Origin of the sequence: Shewanella sp. GutCb, from assembly GCF_002836135.1 — a bacterium.
In the GTDB taxonomy this organism is placed as follows: domain Bacteria; phylum Pseudomonadota; class Gammaproteobacteria; order Enterobacterales; family Shewanellaceae; genus Shewanella.
In genome coordinates this window covers 221,085-239,764 of record NZ_PJBL01000002.1, presented here as the reverse complement: position 1 = coordinate 239,764, position 18,680 = coordinate 221,085, and the positions used below count along the sequence as shown (strand labels likewise).

Annotated in this window: 16 protein-coding genes and 4 tRNA genes; 11 read left to right on the top strand and 9 right to left on the bottom strand. The window is 42.6% G+C overall.

Features of this window, described 5'->3' with window-relative positions:
- Positions 1 to 51 precede the first annotated feature (51 nt).
- From nagK to CXF86_RS02800, 4 genes are all read left to right on the top strand, one after another.
- The gene (gene nagK, locus CXF86_RS02815; protein WP_101090421.1) at positions 52 to 948 is read left to right on the top strand and encodes an N-acetylglucosamine kinase; all 897 of its coding nucleotides are present in this window, start codon (positions 52 to 54) and stop codon (positions 946 to 948) included.
- 59 nt (positions 949 to 1,007) lie between these two features.
- Entirely contained in the window at positions 1,008 to 2,144 is a 1,137-nt protein-coding gene (nagA, locus tag CXF86_RS02810) for an N-acetylglucosamine-6-phosphate deacetylase (RefSeq protein WP_101090420.1), read from the top strand.
- A 127-nt stretch (positions 2,145 to 2,271) separates the two neighbouring features.
- The gene (nagX, locus tag CXF86_RS02805; RefSeq protein ID WP_374702316.1) at positions 2,272 to 3,426 is read left to right on the top strand and encodes a transmembrane glucosamine N-acetyltransferase NagX; all 1,155 of its coding nucleotides are present in this window, start codon (positions 2,272 to 2,274) and stop codon (positions 3,424 to 3,426) included.
- 262 nt (positions 3,427 to 3,688) lie between these two features.
- Positions 3,689 to 5,002 carry a sugar MFS transporter gene (locus CXF86_RS02800; RefSeq protein WP_101090418.1) on the top strand — a complete coding sequence of 438 codons (1,314 nt, stop codon included), beginning with the start codon at positions 3,689 to 3,691 and terminating at the stop codon, positions 5,000 to 5,002.
- Positions 5,003 to 5,498: 496 nt separating this feature from the next.
- On the opposite strand, the gene CXF86_RS02795 is transcribed toward CXF86_RS02800, so the two are convergent.
- The 4 genes from CXF86_RS02795 to CXF86_RS02780 form a co-directional block, all read right to left on the bottom strand.
- Positions 5,499 to 5,574 (bottom strand) — tRNA-Thr (locus CXF86_RS02795).
- A gap of 39 nt (positions 5,575 to 5,613) precedes the next feature.
- Positions 5,614 to 5,689: transfer RNA gene (locus tag CXF86_RS02790), tRNA-Phe, on the bottom strand.
- A gap of 492 nt (positions 5,690 to 6,181) precedes the next feature.
- Positions 6,182 to 6,257: transfer RNA gene (locus CXF86_RS02785), tRNA-Thr, on the bottom strand.
- A gap of 52 nt (positions 6,258 to 6,309) precedes the next feature.
- Positions 6,310 to 6,385: transfer RNA gene (locus CXF86_RS02780), tRNA-Phe, on the bottom strand.
- Positions 6,386 to 6,752: 367 nt separating this feature from the next.
- Between CXF86_RS02780 and CXF86_RS02775 the strand changes: the two genes are divergently transcribed.
- On the top strand, positions 6,753 to 7,304 hold the full coding sequence (locus CXF86_RS02775) for a cytochrome b (protein WP_101090417.1): 552 nt from the start codon (positions 6,753 to 6,755) through the stop codon (positions 7,302 to 7,304).
- A 22-nt stretch (positions 7,305 to 7,326) separates the two neighbouring features.
- The gene (locus CXF86_RS02770) at positions 7,327 to 7,902 is read left to right on the top strand and encodes a YceI family protein (RefSeq protein WP_101090416.1); all 576 of its coding nucleotides are present in this window, start codon (positions 7,327 to 7,329) and stop codon (positions 7,900 to 7,902) included.
- 60 nt (positions 7,903 to 7,962) lie between these two features.
- On the opposite strand, the gene CXF86_RS02765 is transcribed toward CXF86_RS02770, so the two are convergent.
- Together CXF86_RS02765 and mutY are read right to left on the bottom strand one after the other, a co-directional pair.
- Positions 7,963 to 8,241, bottom strand: coding sequence for an oxidative damage protection protein (locus CXF86_RS02765; RefSeq protein ID WP_101090415.1), 279 nt, complete (start codon positions 8,239 to 8,241; stop codon positions 7,963 to 7,965).
- A gap of 2 nt (positions 8,242 to 8,243) precedes the next feature.
- The gene (gene mutY, locus CXF86_RS02760; RefSeq protein WP_101090414.1) at positions 8,244 to 9,308 is read right to left on the bottom strand and encodes an A/G-specific adenine glycosylase; all 1,065 of its coding nucleotides are present in this window, start codon (positions 9,306 to 9,308) and stop codon (positions 8,244 to 8,246) included.
- Between the two features lie 266 nt (positions 9,309 to 9,574).
- Here mutY and trmB point away from each other — a divergent pair, with 266 nt between their 5' ends.
- From trmB to CXF86_RS02735, 5 genes are all read left to right on the top strand, one after another.
- Positions 9,575 to 10,288 (top strand): tRNA (guanosine(46)-N7)-methyltransferase TrmB, encoded by a 714-nt coding sequence (trmB, locus tag CXF86_RS02755; protein ID WP_101090413.1) that lies wholly within the window; start codon positions 9,575 to 9,577, stop codon positions 10,286 to 10,288.
- A gap of 55 nt (positions 10,289 to 10,343) precedes the next feature.
- A complete protein-coding gene (locus CXF86_RS02750) occupies positions 10,344 to 10,670 on the top strand; it encodes a 50S ribosome-binding protein YggL (RefSeq protein WP_101090412.1) in 327 nt (108 codons plus the stop codon).
- Positions 10,670 to 11,584 (top strand): glutaminase B, encoded by a 915-nt coding sequence (glsB, locus tag CXF86_RS02745; protein WP_101090411.1) that lies wholly within the window; start codon positions 10,670 to 10,672, stop codon positions 11,582 to 11,584. The genes CXF86_RS02750 and glsB overlap by 1 nt, the downstream gene beginning before the upstream one ends.
- Positions 11,585 to 11,787: 203 nt before the next feature.
- Positions 11,788 to 12,609 (top strand): YggN family protein, encoded by an 822-nt coding sequence (locus CXF86_RS02740; RefSeq protein ID WP_102038290.1) that lies wholly within the window; start codon positions 11,788 to 11,790, stop codon positions 12,607 to 12,609.
- A gap of 452 nt (positions 12,610 to 13,061) precedes the next feature.
- Complete coding sequence (locus tag CXF86_RS02735) at positions 13,062 to 14,003, top strand: LysR family transcriptional regulator (RefSeq protein ID WP_101090409.1); 942 nt, start codon at positions 13,062 to 13,064, stop codon at positions 14,001 to 14,003.
- A gap of 564 nt (positions 14,004 to 14,567) precedes the next feature.
- Here CXF86_RS02735 and CXF86_RS02730 read toward each other — a convergent pair.
- The 3 genes from CXF86_RS02730 to rdgB all read right to left on the bottom strand — a co-directional run bounded on the left by CXF86_RS02730 (position 14,568) and on the right by rdgB (position 18,273).
- A complete protein-coding gene (locus CXF86_RS02730; protein ID WP_102038289.1) occupies positions 14,568 to 16,412 on the bottom strand; it encodes a DUF885 domain-containing protein in 1,845 nt (614 codons plus the stop codon).
- A 125-nt stretch (positions 16,413 to 16,537) separates the two neighbouring features.
- Positions 16,538 to 17,674: a radical SAM family heme chaperone HemW gene (gene hemW / locus CXF86_RS02725; protein ID WP_102038288.1), complete on the bottom strand. Its 1,137-nt coding sequence runs from the start codon at positions 17,672 to 17,674 to the stop codon at positions 16,538 to 16,540.
- Entirely contained in the window at positions 17,674 to 18,273 is a 600-nt protein-coding gene (gene rdgB, locus CXF86_RS02720) for an RdgB/HAM1 family non-canonical purine NTP pyrophosphatase (RefSeq protein WP_101090406.1), read from the bottom strand. The genes hemW and rdgB overlap by 1 nt, the downstream gene beginning before the upstream one ends.
- Positions 18,274 to 18,680 lie beyond the last annotated feature (407 nt).

Sequence of the window (18,680 nt, the reverse complement as noted above, 5' to 3'; positions counted from 1 at the left end):
AGAGCAGTGATCAGCTCAACACTAAATATTAAAATAATAAAGAGGTTTGTCATGGGTATAGGCCAGGCGGAAGAAGCATCCTTGTATATAGGCATTGATGGTGGCGGCAGTAAATGTCGAGCAACAATATATACTGGCGATTTCAGCATTGTGGGCACCGGTGTTGCGGGGCGCGCAAATCCCTTGCATGGTTTAGCTCAAACATTCCAATCTATTGAAGAATCAACTCAGCTTGCATTGGCTGACGCAGGGCTTAAAAGTACAGACAGTAAGCGTTTAATCGCGGGGCTGGGGCTAGCGGGTGTTAATGTCTCTAGATTTTTCCAAGATGTGATGGACTGGCAACACCCATTTGCTTGCATGTATCTCACCACAGATCTTCATACTGCCTGTATCGGCGCGCACAAAGGTGGCGATGGCGCAGTCATCATTACCGGAACGGGCTCTTGTGGTTATGCTCATGTTGGCGGTAAAGAGCTTTGCTTAGGCGGCCATGGTTTTGGCTTAGGTGATAAAGGTAGTGGTGCTTGGCTTGGGCAAAAAGCCAGTGAACAAGCATTATTAGACTTGGACGGGTTCGGCGAAAAAACCATACTCACCTCGCGTCTATTTACTCATTTCAATGTTAATAATGCGATGGGTATCGTTGAGAATTTGGCAGGTCAATCTTCTAGTACTTATGCCAAATTAGCGCGCATGGTGTTTGAGTCTGCACAGCGCAAAGATGGCGTGGCTCAGGATATTGTACGTGAAGGTGCTAGTTATATTAGTGAGCTCGCGAGAAAGCTCTTTGCCATCACACCGCCACGTTTTTCGATGATTGGTGGGCTAGCTGAGCCGCTAGCACCATGGCTAGATGATGACGTCACGGCTAGAATGTCGCCCACATTAAGACCGCCAGAATGGGGTGCTGCATTTTATGCCCAGCAGGAGCATGCTAAAAAATAGGCGCGATAAGCTGTTTTTATTTCGTTGATGGTATCGTCAATACATAGAGTGAGTTGCAAATGAAGCAAACATTAATCGCAGACCGTATTTTTGATGGTCAGCAGTTTCATCATGATCTACCTGTCACCGTTGAAGATGGACATATTCTTGCTTTTGATACCGTAAAAGGCGCAAAAGAGTCACGGGTTGACGGTAGCATTACCCCTGGTTTTATTGATGTACAAGTCAATGGCGGTGGTGGCGTATTATTTAATTCATCACCGACGAGGAAAGGAATTGAGGCGATTGGGCAAGCACACGCAAAGTTTGGCACAACCGCTTATTTGCCCACTTTAATTACTGATGATTTTAGTGTTATGGAGCAAGCTGCGGATGCGGTGGCTGATGCCATTGAGCATGGCAGTGCTGGTGTGATTGGAGTGCACTTTGAAGGGCCACACCTATCGGTACCGAAAAAGGGTGTACACCCTCAGCCGCATATTAGGCGTATTTCAGATGCCGAACTTAATATTTTTAGCCGTCAAGACCTAGGCATAAAAGTGGTCACACTTGCGCCTGAAAACGTCTCTCCAGATGTCATTGCAGCGTTAGTTAAGGCTGATGTAAAAGTGTGTCTTGGCCATTCTAATGCTGACTATGATACGGTCAAAGCGGCATTAGATGCAGGCGCTACTGGTTTTACTCATTTGTTTAATGCGATGTCTGCTTTTGGTTCTCGAAACCCTGGAATGGTCGGTGCGGCGCTTGAAAGTACTGATGCCTGGTGTGGACTGATTGTTGATGGTCATCATGTTCATCCTACAGCTGCTAAAGTGGCCATTAATGCCAAGCCGCGGGGAAAAGTCATGTTAGTCACCGATGCTATGCCACCCGTTGGGCTTGATGGCGAGGTGAGTTTTGAGTTATTTGGCACGCAAGTATTACGTGTCGGTGATAGGTTAAATGCCGTTACTGGCGAACTTGCTGGCTGTGTCCTTGATATGGCTGGTGCAGTGGCAAATACTATTTCAATGTTAGATATCTCTGCAGAAGAAGCATTGAGAATGGCGTCAATGTATCCCGCAGAGTTTTTAGGGATTAGTCAGCAGTTTGGCTCACTTGCGACAGGAAAGCGAGCAGACATAGTGGTGATGAATGATCAGTTTAAGGTGCAGCAAACCTTTATCGCGGGTCAGTTGATTTATGCAAGCTCGTAAAGGCTACTTGTTGCCTTAGCTTTTTCTAAGCCTCTGTAGCGCATGCTATAGGGGCTTTTTATTATCTACGATGAGCTAGCAGTAGCCAGTTCATCTACTTGCTTAAAGAGTGTTTCTAATGACAATAATAAATGACACCCGGCCGCAGGCTTGCTCGAACGAGAAAAAACAAAAAGTAAGGCTTAAGTCTCTTGATGCACTGCGTGGTTTTGACATGTTTTGGATTTTAGGCGGCGAGGCGATATTTGCAGGCCTTGTGCTACTCACGGGATGGAGTGGCTTTAAATGGTTAGACGCGCAAATGCACCATAGCCCTTGGCATGGTTTTACTTTTTATGACCTGATTTTCCCACTGTTTATCTTTTTATCTGGTGTGGCTCTTGGGCTATCGCCCAAACGCCTAGATAAACTGCCAATGCGTGAGCGTATGCCGCTTTATCAGCATGGGATTAAACGATTAGCCTTATTGTTGTTGCTAGGCATGGTCTATAACCATGGTTGGGGCACGGGGTTCCCAATGGCACTTGGTGATATTCGCTATGCCAGTGTATTGGGCCGCATTGCCTTTGCTTGGTTTTTCTGTGCGCTGTTAGTTTGGCATACAAGCCTGAGAACCCAAGTGATCTTAACGATCGCTATTTTGGTTGGTTACAGCTTATTGCAGCTTTTCCCCTTTTTGACCCTTGATAATTCTGGCGCCTTCACTGCAACAGGGTCGATTAATGCGGCCATCGATAGCTTATTATTACCTGGCGTGATTTATCAAGATGCTGCCGTTGATCCTGAGGGGATCTTATCGACAATCCCGGCGGTGGTTAATGGCTTGTTTGGCGTGTTTGTCGGTCATTTTATTGTTAAATCACATGTGAAAGGTGAAGGGTTTAAAGTCGCTGTGATGACCATGCTAGGTTTAGCGTTATTAGGCATTGGTTGGTTGATCTCTCCCATCATTCCTGTCAATAAAACATTGTGGACCAGTAGTTTTGTACTGGTGACTTCTGGATGGAGCTTGCTGCTGTTAGCGCTATTTTTTGGTGTTATTGATGTTATGAGGCTAAGCAGATGGGCATTTCCTTTTATCGTGATTGGCTGTAATGCTATTGTGATCTACTTAGCGACAAGCATTGTCAATTGGCAGTACACCGCGGATAGCTTGTTTGGTGGGGTGATAAAATGGTTCCCCGTTTCTGCTCAAAGTCTTATCGCTGTGATAGCGTTATTACTAGTGCAATGGCTGGTGCTTTATTGGATGTATAAACGCTCAATCTTCATCAAAGTTTAAGGGGTTGTGATTACGATGCTTAACGGTTGTGGTTGCATAGTTGATAGTGCAATGTCCCTCTATGGATATAAATTGTTAAACGATACAAATGACAGCGTTGTCTTTTTGGTCGCAATGTTTTAACATCAATGAAACAAAAGCCAATGGTAGACACTAAAAACAGATATAAATCTGTTGTTGGCAATTCAATATAATGAAGGATGGGATAACAAGTCACGCTGTTATCATAAATTTAATTACAATAAGAAGCAGGTAGAAATACATGACAGCATCGACTCAGGCCCAAGCCAGCCCTCAGAGCAGTATTCTGCCTATGTTCATTATAGGTGTGCTCTTTTTTATCTTCGGATTTGTGACATGGCTTAACGGCTCTTTGATCCCATTCCTTAAAATTATTTGTGAGCTAAATGAGTTTCAAGCGTTATTTGTGACGTTTGCGTTCTATATTGCCTACACAGTGATGGCATTGCCGATGTCGTCGATACTTAAAAGAACGGGTTATAAAAATGCGATGGCTATTGGCCTCGCTATCATGGCAGTCGGTTCGTTGTTGTTTATTCCTGCTGCGCAGAGCGCGAACTTTATGCTGTTTTTAGGCGCATTGTTTGTATTAGGCACTGGCTTAACTATCTTGCAAACTGCTTCTAACCCTTATGTGGTGCTTATTGGTCCTAAAGAAAGTGCTGCGATGCGTATTAGTATCATGGGCTTGATTAACAAAGGGGCAGGAGTCATCGTGCCGCTGTTGTTTACGGCATTGGTTTTGTCTGGTTTTGAAAACTTTACCGCAGATCATTTAGCGGCGTTAACCGAAGTTGAACGTACCGCGCAAATTAACGAACTCTCATCAAGATTGATAACTCCCTATATTTATATGGCAGTGGCACTGACTTTTCTCATTGGCTTAGTTAAGTTTTCATCATTACCTGAATTAGAGTTTGAAGAAGCTGCAGAGCATCAAAGTAAAGGCAGTATTACCCACTTCCCACAAGTTATCTTAGGTGCTTTAGCTCTTTTTGCTTATGTGGGGGTCGAGGTGATCGCTGGCGATACGATTGGTTTGTATGGGGCTAGTTTGGGGGTGAATAACTTCGCATCGTTAACCTCTTATACAATGGTCTTTATGGTATTGGGTTACATTATTGGCGTAACTTGTATCCCCAGGTTCATTAGTCAGGAAAAAGCGTTATTAGGTTCGGCGATTGCCGGTATCTTATGCATTATTGGCGTAACAATGAGTTCTGCAGAAAGTACTGTGATTGCAGAGGTTTTATGGGGCTGGAGCGGGATCCCCGTTATTCCTAATACTGTTACTTTCGTAGCCATGATGGGACTGGCTCATGCGTTAGTTTGGCCGTCAATCTGGCCTTTAGCACTTGAAGGCTTAGGTAAGTTCACGGCGCAAGGTTCAGCGTTGTTGATTATGGGGATTTCAGGTGGAGCCATCCTACCTTTGATATTTGGTAAGGTTGCTCACTTTGCTGAGAATACACAGCTCGCTTATTGGGTATGCTTACCTTGCTACCTCTTTATTTTGTTCTACGCCCTAAAGGGTCATAAGATGCGTAGTTGGTAAGTATGTTTGTTAAAACCCACTAACCTTAAGGGAGCCATTGGCTCCCTTTTTTGTTTTTGTAACATAGGAAAGTGCCGTTATATCTAAACGACTTGGAAATACTTCTTTAAGAGGCGTTTCGCGAGTTTAACACTTGGCGTGTGGATGTAGGAATGCAGCTCCCTTTCCAAGGCTGCAATCATTACCCACCCAAGCTTTCTTCATGGATGGGGGGAATGTCAGTCGTGTAGGGCATGTTATTGATCTTGCTTAAAGCAGATTAAACTTCCACTTAATACTGAATGTCCAACTGTCTTGGATATACATATATCAGCAATGTTTAATGTTAGCGTTGAGAGGCGGTTGTGCTGTTGAAGTTGGGGCTAATTGAGGGGTGAGGTAGTAAAATCTAATTTGCAGTGTCTGTAGTCGTTATAAAGCGCATCAATAATGGTTACTGAGCTGATAATCGCCAGATACAAAAAAGCCACTCTAATGAGTGGCCTTTTTGTTTTTATGGTGCCGGCACCAAGAGTCGAACTCGGGACCTACTGATTACAAGTCAGTTGCTCTACCAACTGAGCTATGCCGGCTTATCTTGCTAATAAGTTAAACAACTCATTATAAAATGTTGGTGCCCGAACCCGGAATCGAACCAGGGACACGAGGATTTTCAATCCTCTGCTCTACCGACTGAGCTATTCGGGCAACTAAGCTATATAAATATATGCGTTAGATTTGTTACTTCAAACTAAGCCTTGAAAGCCTGTCTCGTTTGGAGTGCGCGTATATTATAGCGATGCTTTAAATCACGCAAGTGCTTTTTTCGATAACTGCCTAACAAATAGCCGTACAGTCAAAAATATCACTATAAGCTATTATTTTGCTGATTAATTAGTCTAGAAAAACAATGCAGTGGTGCTCTTGAGCTTGTTTATAGGTGAGTTTGTAGTGGCATAGTTAATTTGGCCACCTAATTAGTTGACCACTACAGTTAGCCTTTTTCTGCTTGTATATCACGACTAATTAAAAGAGTAGTGGAGGAGCGAGATATTCAATATCAGCTGCGGATGCTTACTATTGATGGTATTTGCTGGATCGGGGTCTAAAGTGTCAACTTATCTGAGGACGGGATAGGCTTAGAAAATGAAAGTTTAGAAAACAAAAAAGCCACTCTATTGAGTGGCTTTTTTGTTTGTATGGTGCCGGCACCAAGAGTCGAACTCGGGACCTACTGATTACAAGTCAGTTGCTCTACCAACTGAGCTATGCCGGCTTATCTTGCTAATAAGTTATCTCTTTACACAGAAAAACTCATTATAAAATGTTGGTGCCCGAACCCGGAATCGAACCAGGGACACGAGGATTTTCAATCCTCTGCTCTACCGACTGAGCTATTCGGGCAACTAAGCTATATAAATATATGCGTTAGATTTGTTACTTCAAACTAAGCTTTGAAAGCCTGTATCGTTTGGAGTGCGCGTATATTATAGCGCAGAGATTTATCCTGCAAGGGCTTTTTGTTATTAGCGTGACTGTTCGCTTAGTTTGTGTGCAGTTCTAAATAAAAGAACAATAGCTGCATTACTGACGGTGTGGCAGAAGGCACATTATTTCGCTAGTAACGTAAACCTCACTGCATAGTGAGGCTTATGTGTGCCGTTAAAAGCAATACCATTCGAAATAATAGAATGTAAAGGTCAATATTTGCTGATTTTATATCCTAAAATAGAATGTATGATGATTTCATCTTATGAATTCAGGGGGCGTAATGCTCTTAAATACAAAAAAGTCTTACGGCCTAGTCGCTATCCTTTTTCATTGGCTTTCTGCTTTAGCCGTTATAGGCCTATTTGCCGTTGGTTTTTGGATGGTTGATTTAACTTATTACAGTGAATGGTACAAAACGGCGCCATATCTACACAAAAGCGTTGGGCTAATATTGTTATTGCTGACGCTTAGCAGAATATTCTGGCGAATGTTCACTCCCAACCCAAAGAGTTTAGCCAGTCATAAAAGATGGGAGAGAAGTGCAGGCCATATAACGCACGGTGTTTTATACCTGCTTCTGCTTGTCATTATGGTTAGCGGTTTCTTAATTTCTACCGCTGACGATCGAGGTATATGGGTATTTAATTGGTTTGAAATACCCAGTCTTGGGGTATTTATGGAAGACCAAGCCGATATCGCCGGCGTGATCCACCAATACGCAGCATACAGTTTAATCGGTTTAGTGCTGATCCATGCACTTGGTGCATTGAAACATCACTTTATCGATAAAGATTCAACACTACTCAGAATAATCAAAATTAAAAATGACTAATCTTTATATGGAGAAAATAACAATGAAAAAGGGTTTATTGGCAACGGCATTGGCAACAACGTTGATGATGGTGAGTACGGCACAAGCAGCAGATTACGTCATCGACACCGAAGGTGCTCATGCCTCTATAGAGTTTAGGGTAAGCCATCTAGGTTATAGCTTCGTAGCAGGTCGTTTTAATACTTTTGAAGGGGACTTCTCATTTGATCAAAGCAAGATTGCGGATTCAAAGGTCAATGTCACCATTAATACAACCAGTATCGATTCAAACCACGCTGAACGTGATAAACATTTACGTAGTCCGGACTTTTTAAATACTGCAAAATTTCCTACTGCGACGTTTGAATCTACCTCGGTTGACGATAAAGGTGATGGTAACTTTGTACTAAAGGGGAATTTCACCTTAAACGGTGTGACCAAACCATTAGCGATTGATGCAAAAGCAATAGGAGAGGGAAGTGACCCTTGGGGCGGATATCGTGCTGGATTTACCGGTAGCACTGAATTTGCGCTAAAAGATTACGACATTAAAATGGATTTAGGCCCAGCATCTTCTCACGTTAGCTTAAACCTCGTCGTTGAAGGTATGCGTCAGTAATCGTATTGTTACGTTGTAAGCCATAAAAAAAGGCGCCTTTCGGCGCTTTTTTAATATGTGCTATTCGTCGTCTTTTTCAGGAACAAAGCCTTCGATCTCGACATCTTTTCCTTCAAACAGAAAGTTAACCATCTGCACTTCTAGGAATTTTCGGTCATCGACATTCATCATGTTGAGTTTCTTTTCATTGATAAGCATGGTTTGCTTTGATTGCCAAAGCGTCCAAGCTTCTTTACTCACATTGTCGAAAATACGCTTGCCTAAATCACCAGGGTAAAGCTGAAATCCTAAGCCTTCAGCTTCTTTTTTAAAATATACGCAATTTACTGTGCGAGCCATGATTACTCCTTATTTAATACAGAACCTAAACTCGCTAGAATCCGCTCAGTCGCTGAGGCTAAACCAACTTTAGGTGGATGAGGTAAGTTATACCAGACAGAGGAGTCTTGTTCCATGATCTGGTTATCGCTAATCTTGTTTATTGATACTAAAACGGGTTGAATATCGAGGTGGAAATGGCTAAAGGTGTGTCTAAAGCCAACCAAATCCTCGCGATGACTAATATCGTACGCTTGATTGCTCAAATGCTCGTCTAGTTCATCTTTAGTCGAAAATTGAGCAAAACACCAAAGTCCACCCCAAATCCCACTCGGTGGGCGTTTTTGCAAATGGACATTATTTTGCTGCTCTAATACCAGTAGCCATGCAGCTTTTACCGGAATGACTTTTTTAGGCTTCTTACCTGGATATTCCAGCTGGCGGCCCGAGAGTTGAGCTTGGCAGTCAATTGCAACGGGGCAAGCTGGGCAATTGGGTTTAGAGCGAGTGCATACCGTTGCGCCGATATCCATCATTGCTTGATTATACTTTTGAATCTCTACGTTTGGCGTTAATTGCTGCGTGAGCAGCCAAAGTTTATCTTCTACCGGTTTTTTGCCAGGCCAACCTTCGATTTTGCCATGCCTTGCAAGCACACGTTTTACGTTGCCATCAAGGATGGGGTGATTTAATCCAAGCGATAACGACAGAACAGCACCAGCTGTCGAGCGACCTATACCTGGCAATGCCAGTACATCATCAAAATCGACAGGGAAAATACCTTGATGTTGCTCAACTATTTGTTGGGCGGCTTTATGAAGGTTACGTGCTCTGGCGTAATAACCTAAGCCAGTCCAGTGATGCAGCACTTCATCTTGGTCTGCTGACGCTAAAGTGTCGATGTTTGGGAAGCGCGCGATAAACTTTTCAAAGTAAGGAATAACCGTGGCAACTTGGGTTTGCTGCAACATAATCTCTGATATCCATACTTTATATGGGGTTTTACTTTGCTGCCAGGGGAGTTGCTTACGACCATGGACATCGTACCAACTAATAATTCGGTCTGAAAAGAGTGGGGTAGTTTTCATCGCCGCAGTGTAACTACCAGTGGCGATTTAAACAAGTTGCAGTTGTTCATTGATAAGGGGGCCGGTTTTGCTTTCAACGTGAGGGAGCCTGGTGAAATAGCGCTAGATTGACCCGTTAATCGAGTATTTTTTGTAAAAGTAGCTCTGTAACTCGCACAAACTGAAATAATGGGTATAATTTTGCGTCAATAAGGCTTGCGCTAAAGGTCTAACTTTGGATAATGCCTTTCTTTTAAAATTAATAGCTATCTTAAGCGAGGGCGAAAATGAGCGAAGTAACAACCGCTGAATTCAATGAAGAAGGTAAATACCTTCGCAAAGTAAGAAGCTTTGTATTAAGAGAAGGCCGCCTTACAAAAGGGCAAGCACAAGCGTTGGAGCAACAATGGCCAGCCATGGGCCTAGATTATACGCCTGAACCTATCGATTTAGTCGAGGTTTTTGGTCGTGAAGCTGACACCGTGCTTGAGATCGGTTTCGGTATGGGCGCTTCATTAGTTGAAATGGCTAAAGCGGCTCCAGAGTTAAACTTTATCGGTATTGAAGTACATAAGCCGGGTGTTGGCGCCTGTTTGTCTATCGCGGCAGAAGCTGGGGTGACTAACCTGCGCGTGTATCATCATGATGCGCTTGAAGTGTTAGAAAACAGCCTTGCCGATGCAAGTTTGGCAAGGTTGCAGTTATTCTTCCCTGATCCGTGGCACAAAACACGTCATCATAAGCGTAGAATAGTACAGGCACCTTTTGCTGAGCTTATCCGCAACAAACTTAAAGTGGGTGGCGTGTTCCATCTGGCGACAGATTGGGAAAACTACAGTGAGCACATGTTAGAAGTCATGAACAGTGCGCCTGGTTATAAAAACCAATCGGCGACAGGTGATGTTGTTGAGCGTCCTGAACATCGTCCGCTAACAAAGTTCGAAGCACGTGGTCATCGCTTAGGTCATGGCGTTTGGGACCTTATGTTTGAGCGTGTCTAAGCGTTATATAGTTCGTTAATTTAGTTTTTATTTATCACCATTGAGGAGTTCCACCATGGCAGCTAATCGCAGTCGTCGTTTACGTAAAAAGTTACGCGTTGATGAGTTTCAAGAGTTTGGATTCGATACAAACTGGACTTTCAATGAGTCTGTAACTGAAGAGCAGATTGATTCAATTGTTGATCAGTTCATCGAGACAATTATTGAACCTAGAGATCTTGGGTTCCATGGCGGCGGACATAAAGAGTGGGAAGGTATTATTGCTACTCAAGATATCGGTAAATGTACAGATGAAGACCGAGCTGCAGTTAAAACCTTCTTCGAAGGCCAACCTGTTGCAGATGTCGAAATCGGTGAGCTATACGATATTTGGTGGAGCTAATGCCTGAATTGGCATTACTTGAGGAGGTCGTGAAGAAAGTACGACCTCTTTTAGGTAAGGGTAAAGTTGCAGATTACATTCCTGCTCTTGCTGAGGTAAATGCTAATAAACTGGGTATAGCCGTGACCACCAGAGATGGTGTCACGATAGGGGCTGGGGATTATCTCGAGCCCTTTTCAATTCAAAGTATTTCAAAAGTATTTAGCTTAACACTGGCGTTAATGCATTACGAAGAGCCTGAAATTTGGTCACGTGTTGGTAAAGAGCCATCAGGACAATCTTTTAATTCTCTAGTGCAAGTTGAGTTAGAAAAAGGGCTACCGAGAAACCCATTTATTAATGCGGGTGCCTTGGTCATTGCTGACCTGTTGCAAGGTCGGTTAGGTGCGCCAAAGCAGCGAATGTTAGAAATTGTACGTGAGCTCAGTGACAATCCAAGAGTGGGTTACGACAAAGTCGTTGCTAATTCTGAATATCAACACAGTGCGCGTAATGCTGCTATCGCTTATTTGATGAAGTCGTTCGGTAACTTTAATAATGACGTTAATACCGTTCTTAAGAGTTATTTTCATTATTGCTCTTTGAGAATGAGTTGTGCTGATCTGTCTAAAGCAATGTTATACCTCGCTAACAGAGGTAAAAACCTCGCTGGAAAACAACTGATCACACCGGTACAAACTAGGCAGTTAAATGCTTTGTTAGCCACTTCGGGTTTATATGACGGCGCTGGTGAGTTTGCTTATCGCGTTGGTATGCCCGGAAAAAGTGGCGTTGGCGGAGGTATTATTGCCGTTATTCCAGGGGATATGTCTGTTTGTGTATGGTCACCGGAACTCGATGCTAATGGTAACTCTCTTGCTGGAACTGCCGCGCTAGAGACACTTTGCCAAACGCTTGGTCGTTCAATTTTTTAATTTCCTGCTTTAACTCATCTGCTAATGTAATAATTAGCCAATAGTTCGTAGTATTGGCTAATTATTCCTATCCTATTATCAATAAAGTCACACCCTTAATTCCACTAATCCTTTTATAATAATGACTTATGTTCTTTGGCATGTTACGTGCATTATCTATTATATATAACATGATATTAACAAGGCGATAAAGGACTAAAGCAATGAAAAGACTACTTACCTCTGTTGGTGTATCCGCTGTACTACTGTCAGCCTCTAGTGTGCAAATAGTTAATGCAAATGAAGATTCAGATAAGCACTTTAAAAATGAATGTGAAGTATCGTTAAATTACGACGTTACAGTTGAGCCGAAAAAATTGACCGTAAGTGAAGTCGGTAAAGAACAGTACAGAATTGAAATGAATAAGCTTTTTGTCAATGGTGAACAAGTACCGCTTAACAAACAGCAGCAAGCATTGGTAAACCAATACGCCGATGAGGTTTCTGCTCAAGTTCCCGAGGTTATCGAGCTTGTTAATGATGCCGTAGCAATGGCTTCGACAGCGGTGAGTATGGCATTGACTCCTTTGTTAGGTGATGCAACTGGCGCTAAAATTGATGAAATGATGGATGGTTTGCAACAGCGCATTGAAAATGTGGCCTATCAGCATGGTGACACATTTTACCTTGGTGCAACCGAGTCTTCGCTTGAAAATGCATTTGGAGAAGAGTTTGAGCAAGAGATGGAGCAGCTAGCCCAAAACTCTATCGGCACTATGGTGATGACGCTAGGAAGCGAAATGATGTCGGGTGAAGGCGGTTCGTTTGAGCAGAAAATGGAGTCATTTTCAACCAAAATGGAATCAATCGGCGATGACATAGAGCTGCAAATGGAAGGGCAAGCACAAGATCTTGAAATTCGTGGTGAAAAGCTCTGTAAGAGATTTAAGTCTTTAGTGGTATTAGAGAAAGAGCTACACACTCAAATACCTGAATTAGCAAAGTACTCTTTGATAGCGACGGCAAACAAAGAAATGCGTGAGTAAACATTAATCGTTATTTTTAGATCCAAAACTCCTTGGTAAAAATAGTTCTTGTGTTGCTGAGCTAAATTGCAACAACCCCTGCATCCCACCTTTGTGCAGGGGTTTTCGTTTTTCCCCTATGCTAACGTCTTAACTGACCGTGCCTTAAATCGATAGCAGCAAGCGAAACTGACTCTGTATCCTCTTATCTAACGCTATCCTATTGTTCTGTATGCCAGTATGAATGCTCACTACATGCTAGTACAAAAGTACATATATGATGAGTTCTAAGTTTTTTTTGGTATACTTCTAAGAATAAAAACAAAAACCACTTTTTGGTTGAATAATCATCACTCTACGCTAGCGTACATATATTCTCTTAAGGTATTGCTCTATAAGGTATTGTTGGCCTTGGTGGCTTATCTTAGCGATGGAAGTACTATTACTCTCGTAAACACCTTAAGGCGATTTACATGTTAGAACTTTTAGAACCAATCGCAATTTTTACTCATGTAGCTCGAGCGGGCAGTTTTAGCGCTGCGGCACGAAAGTTAGGAATATCTAAGTCAAAAGTGAGTACTCAGGTCGCAGATCTTGAGCATAAGCTTGGCGTTCAACTTATTCAGCGTACTACTCGTAGTTTAAGTTTGACTGAAGCAGGTCATTTGCTCTATGTGCAAGGTGAAGAGCTGCTAAGAGATGCAGATCAGGCTGTTGCCAGCGTACATAACCTAAATGATGCTACTCGTGGTGTCTTGAAGGTGGGTATCTCACAGTCTTTTGGTACTATGCATATCATTCCTGCTTTACCAGAATTTATGGCAAGACACCCGGAGCTTGAACTGCAAGTCAGCCTCCTTGACCACAAGGTCGATGTAGTCAGTGAAGGCTTAGATCTATTACTGACGATGTCTGAGCAGTTACCTCTTGGCATGGTTGCAAGACCACTGATGAAATGTCAGTTCTTATTGGCAGCCTCTCCTTCTTATATTGAGCAACATGGTATGCCAAACCGACCTGAACAGCTGGTCGATCACAACTGTCTTGTTTATCAAGGTGAGTGGCATGAGCATAGTGTTTGGCAGTTTAAGCAAGGCGATGATTATTGTGAGATAGGCGTATCGGGCAACTTTAGAGTCGATAATGCACCTGCGCTAAAAACAGCAGCAGTGAGTGGCTTAGGTGTGGTTTATCTTGCCAGTTATTTATTGGAAGATGAAATTGCTCAGGGCACGTTAGTGCCATTACTTGATGAGTGGCAACTGACCAATCATCTGCCTTTACAAGCCGTATATCCAAGACGTAAACATTTAGCACCAAAGGTCAGCGCATTCATCGATTTCATTAAAGATCATATCGGTAGCCCACCTTATTGGGATGACCCATATAAAGAATTGTATGCAAAACGTAAGTAAATATAGAAAACATTGTTTTATATTTAGAACAATGTTTATCTCTGTTAGTTGTAAGTTAATATAAAGTATTTCAAATCAGATAGTTAAGTTGCACTGGCCGTTGTTTAGTCAGTGCCAATTTAGTGGCTACTAATGCTGGTTTTTATTGTTTAGGTTGCAGTTTGTTCTTAATTTAATACAATTGGAGCCAGTTGGTTCAAAATGATTTGAGTCCTATAGCAGAGTTGAGAATGACCCCTCTTTATTGTGCTATACAGATCAGCTTAACGCAGTTTTGATTCAATGCTGGCTGAAGTGTAAGAACTAAAACAATGCTAGCCTTCAAACCATCATCCTAGTTTTGGTTTACCCCGGCTTTTACCGGGGTATTTTTCTGTTAAGTGGTTCAATGCTATCTGTAGCCAGCAATTTTATCTGTTGACTCGCATAAGTGAAAGTTTGAAAGCCGTTAGATAATGCTTATCGTTCTAGATGACATAAAAAAGCCACTATCATAAGTGGCTTTTTTAATGCGTTCTTTTAAGTGAAATAGGTTACTGTGCATATCACAGTAACCGCTTTGTTTTAGCTACTCTGCTCTATCCAAAGGTCGATTTCACTTTCTAGTACATCAAGAGGCACTGGGCCATTTTGCAGTACTACAGTATGGAAATCTCTGATATCGAATTTATCACCTAGCGCTGTTTGTGCTTTGGTTCTTAGTTCAAGTAGCTTCAGCATACCGACTTTATAGGCGGTTGCTTGTGATGGCATCACAATATGCCTTTCGACCATTTTAACGGCGTCAGACTCGGCGTTGGGTGTGTTCGACACGTAGTAGTTTATTGACTCTTCACGTGACCACTTCTTAGCATGAATACCTGTATCAACCACGAGGCGACATGCACGCCATAGCTCCATCGCTAGTCGACCAAAATCAGAATATGGATCTGCATACATGCCCATCTCTTTAGGGAAGTACTCACTGTATAATCCCCATCCTTCAATGTAAGCAGTATAGCCGCCATATTTACGGAACTTAGGCACACCCTCAAGCTCTTGAGCGATAGCTATCTGCATATGATGACCAGGTGTTCCCTCATGATAAGCAAGAGCTTCCATCTGGTATTTTGGCATCGCCTTCATATCATAAAGGTTAGCGTAGTAGGTGCCCGGACGACTTCCGTCTGGTGAAGGGTTGTTATAGAAGGCTTTACCGGCAGATTTTTCTCTAAATGCTTCGACCTGCTTAACAATCATTGGTGCTTTTGGTTTTACCTTAAACACTTCATCAAGACGGCTACTCATGGTATCAATGAGTGAAATAGCTTCTTGTAAGTAGGCCTGACGGCCTTGATCGGTATCGGCATAATAGAATTGTTGGTCGTCACGCATGAAGGTAAAGAATGCTTGTAAGCTACCTTCAAAGTTAACTTTCTTCATAATGTCACGCATTTCATTCTGAATTCGAGCTACTTCAGAAAGTCCCAACTTATGAATGTCATTGGCACTCATATGCGTCGTCGTTGTGCGCTCTAAAGCATTGTTATAATACTCTTCACCCCGAGGTAATTTCCAAGCGCCATCGCGAGTATCTGCTTTGGTTTCAAGCTTAACCAGATAACTGATAAGTTTGTCGTATGCCGGTTTAACCTCATCGACTAATGCCTCTTTTGCTGCTGAGAGAAGCTGTTGTTGTTCAGCTGAACTAATCGACAGCGTATTGACTTTACGCTTAAAGTCAGCCCATAAAGCACTGTCTTCGCCTTCATCGAAAGGTGCACCTTTAACGATGTTTTTGCTATCGGAAATGACATATGGGAATACAAATTTAGGCGCGATAATACCTTTATCTGCACGTATTTCTAATGCGGTTTGCAGTTGAGCAAGACGCTTTGACACGCCATTTAAGCGGCTAATGTAGGCTTTAGCGTCTTTTATATCGCTGATCTGATGTTGGTTTATGAGGAAGGAAGCTATCTGTGAATGGCCACCATACATCTGATTAACTGGGTAGCTATGGTAACGCCATTGATCGTCTTTGATCTCTTGCTCAAGCTTTTGTGTTAGTAGCTGGTAGCTAAGCTTTGTCTGCCTATCAAGCTTAGCTACTTTGAGCATTTTTAGTTGGGTTAAATGCTTTTTAGTACGCGCTAAGTCAGCATCAGTTGCTGCGTCGCTCATCTCATCCCATTTATCGTAATCTGTTTTTATGCCTAAATAGGTTTGTGATATAGGGCTGGCTAATACGTTTTCCATGAAAATACTTTCAAACAGCGCATTGGCTTTTTCAGATTCACTATTGGCTTTTTGAGCGACAGGTTCACTTGGACTTGCATAATTGATTGGTGATGGTGCTGCATATACTGCGGAACTTAAGCAAACTGAAAGGGACAGGGCGATAAAACTTATTTTTGTTTTTATGGGCATTTTTAGACTTCCTTAGAATTATGATTGTTATCCTAAAGAAGCCTAGAGTTAATGTTTTGATCTAAGTGTTAGAAAATGTGTCTATCAAGCTATTTTGTTTAGTTATAACTAATCTATTCAAAGGTTTATAGGAATTGTGACAATAAGTCATTCACAAACATATGGCCTCTGGGCGTTAGCTGCCAATGGTCGCTGCTTTGAGTCATTAATCCTTTAGCACAAGCTTGCTTAATTCCATCCGTTAATACTTTTCGATCTAACCCGGTACGTTGTTCAAACTCAACTTTAGGGATAGGTGTCATTAACCTTAAACGGTTCATTAAGTACTCAAGCGGTCTGTCTTCCTCTGCAACGATAGTGACATCAGAGGTGTAATTATCTGCAGCAAGGTAACCTTTAGGGTGCTTAATCTTAACGGTACGCAAAATTTGATTTTCACTTGGCTGAGTAATTTTACCGTGTGCGCCACAGCCTATACCTAAGTAGTCGCCAAACTGCCAGTAGTTAAGGTTATGTTGGCATTGGAAGCCTTCTTTAGCATAAGCAGATATTTCATATTGAACGTAACCAAGCTCGGCAAGCCTTTTTTGCCCTTGCTCGTAAATCTGCCATAGTTTTTCATCGTCAGGCAGTTGAGGTGGCTTGGAATGAAACAGCGTATTGGGCTCTATAGTCAGTTGATACCAAGATAGATGTGGCGGTGCCAATGCAGCAGCGGTTTCAATATCGGCTAAAGCCTCATCAAAGCTCTGGTTCGGTAAACCATGCATTAGATCTAAATTAAAGCTTTGGTAACCCGATACTTTTGCTTTTTGTGCCGCAACTTCAGCTTCTGTCTTATCATGGATCCGCCCGAGTAAATTCAGCTTGTCGCTGGAAAAACTCTGCACCCCGATAGACAAACGTGTGATGCCCGCTTCGCGGTAGGCAATAAAATCATCATGCTCTAAGGTGCCAGGGTTAGCCTCCATGGTGATCTCTATATTGTCTTTAAACTTAATAAGTTTATCAACTTCAACGAGAAGGCGTTGTATTTGCGCCGCGTCAAACAAAGAGGGCGTGCCGCCACCAATAAAAATAGTGTGTAACTGTCGGCCTTGAACATACTGAAGATCTTGTTTTAAGTCGGCAATAAGCGCGTCTACATATTCAGTTTGTGGCAACTCGCCATTCTGACCATGAGAGTTGAAATCACAGTAGGGGCATTTTTGTACACACCAAGGAATATGAATGTATAGGCTTAATGGTGGCAGGATTAACATTAGTTAAAGATACCTTGTTGTTTCATTGCAGCAATAAGCAAAACGAGCGCTTTACCGCGATGGCTTAACTGGTTTTTCTCATCACTGCTAAGCTCGGCGGCGCTACATTGGTGTTCAGCGGGGATAAATATAGGGTCGTACCCATGGCCATTTTCACCCTGCGGAGCAAAGCCTATAGTGCCTTCCCATGATGCTTGGCAAATAATGGGTGTCGGGTCTTTTGCATGACGCATGTAGACCAATACACATTGAAAGCGAGCGCCGCGCAGTGACTGGTTCTCTAGTGCGTTAAGTAACTTGGTGTAATTTTGCTGATCTTTCGCACCTTCACCCGCATAACGTGCTGAATAGATCCCAGGTGCCCCTTGTAGGAAATCAACTTCTAAACCAGAGTCATCAGCGATAGCGGCATGGCCTGTTATTTCTGCAGCATGGCGTGCCTTAATGATCGCATTCTCAACAAAAGTGGTGCCGGTTTCTGCCACTTCTGAGACGTTAAACTCGCTTTGGGCGAGGATCTCTACACCGTAATCAACCATTAGTTCTGAAAATTCTTTGAGCTTACCTTTATTGCCACTAGCAAGGACGATTTGATTCATGGAAGACCTTTAAGGTGTCTGAAAATATGGCCGCAATAATAGCGAACCGAGCCATTAATTGCATTATATATGTGCTGATACTAGGGGCTGTAGATCTTTCACGGTTGTTTTTGCCGCCGTTTATTGGCTATTTTGACAAGGCGGAGGCTATGTCGTTTAGTCATTCTCCACAAATAGCCTACAACACCGTAAAAATAGCCAAGAAGCGCGGCCCTTAGAGTTCGTTTCAATACTTCTATTTTTTTACTACAAGCGTGCGTTACGAGCTTTTCGCTTAGCCAGCTAAACATCATCGCTCAAGCCTTGTACTAAAATCATTATTCTTTACGGGAAAGAGTCGAACAAAAACTAAGCTCGAAAGATCAACAGCCCCTAAGACCATTTTGTCATTGCCACTGATTGACTCT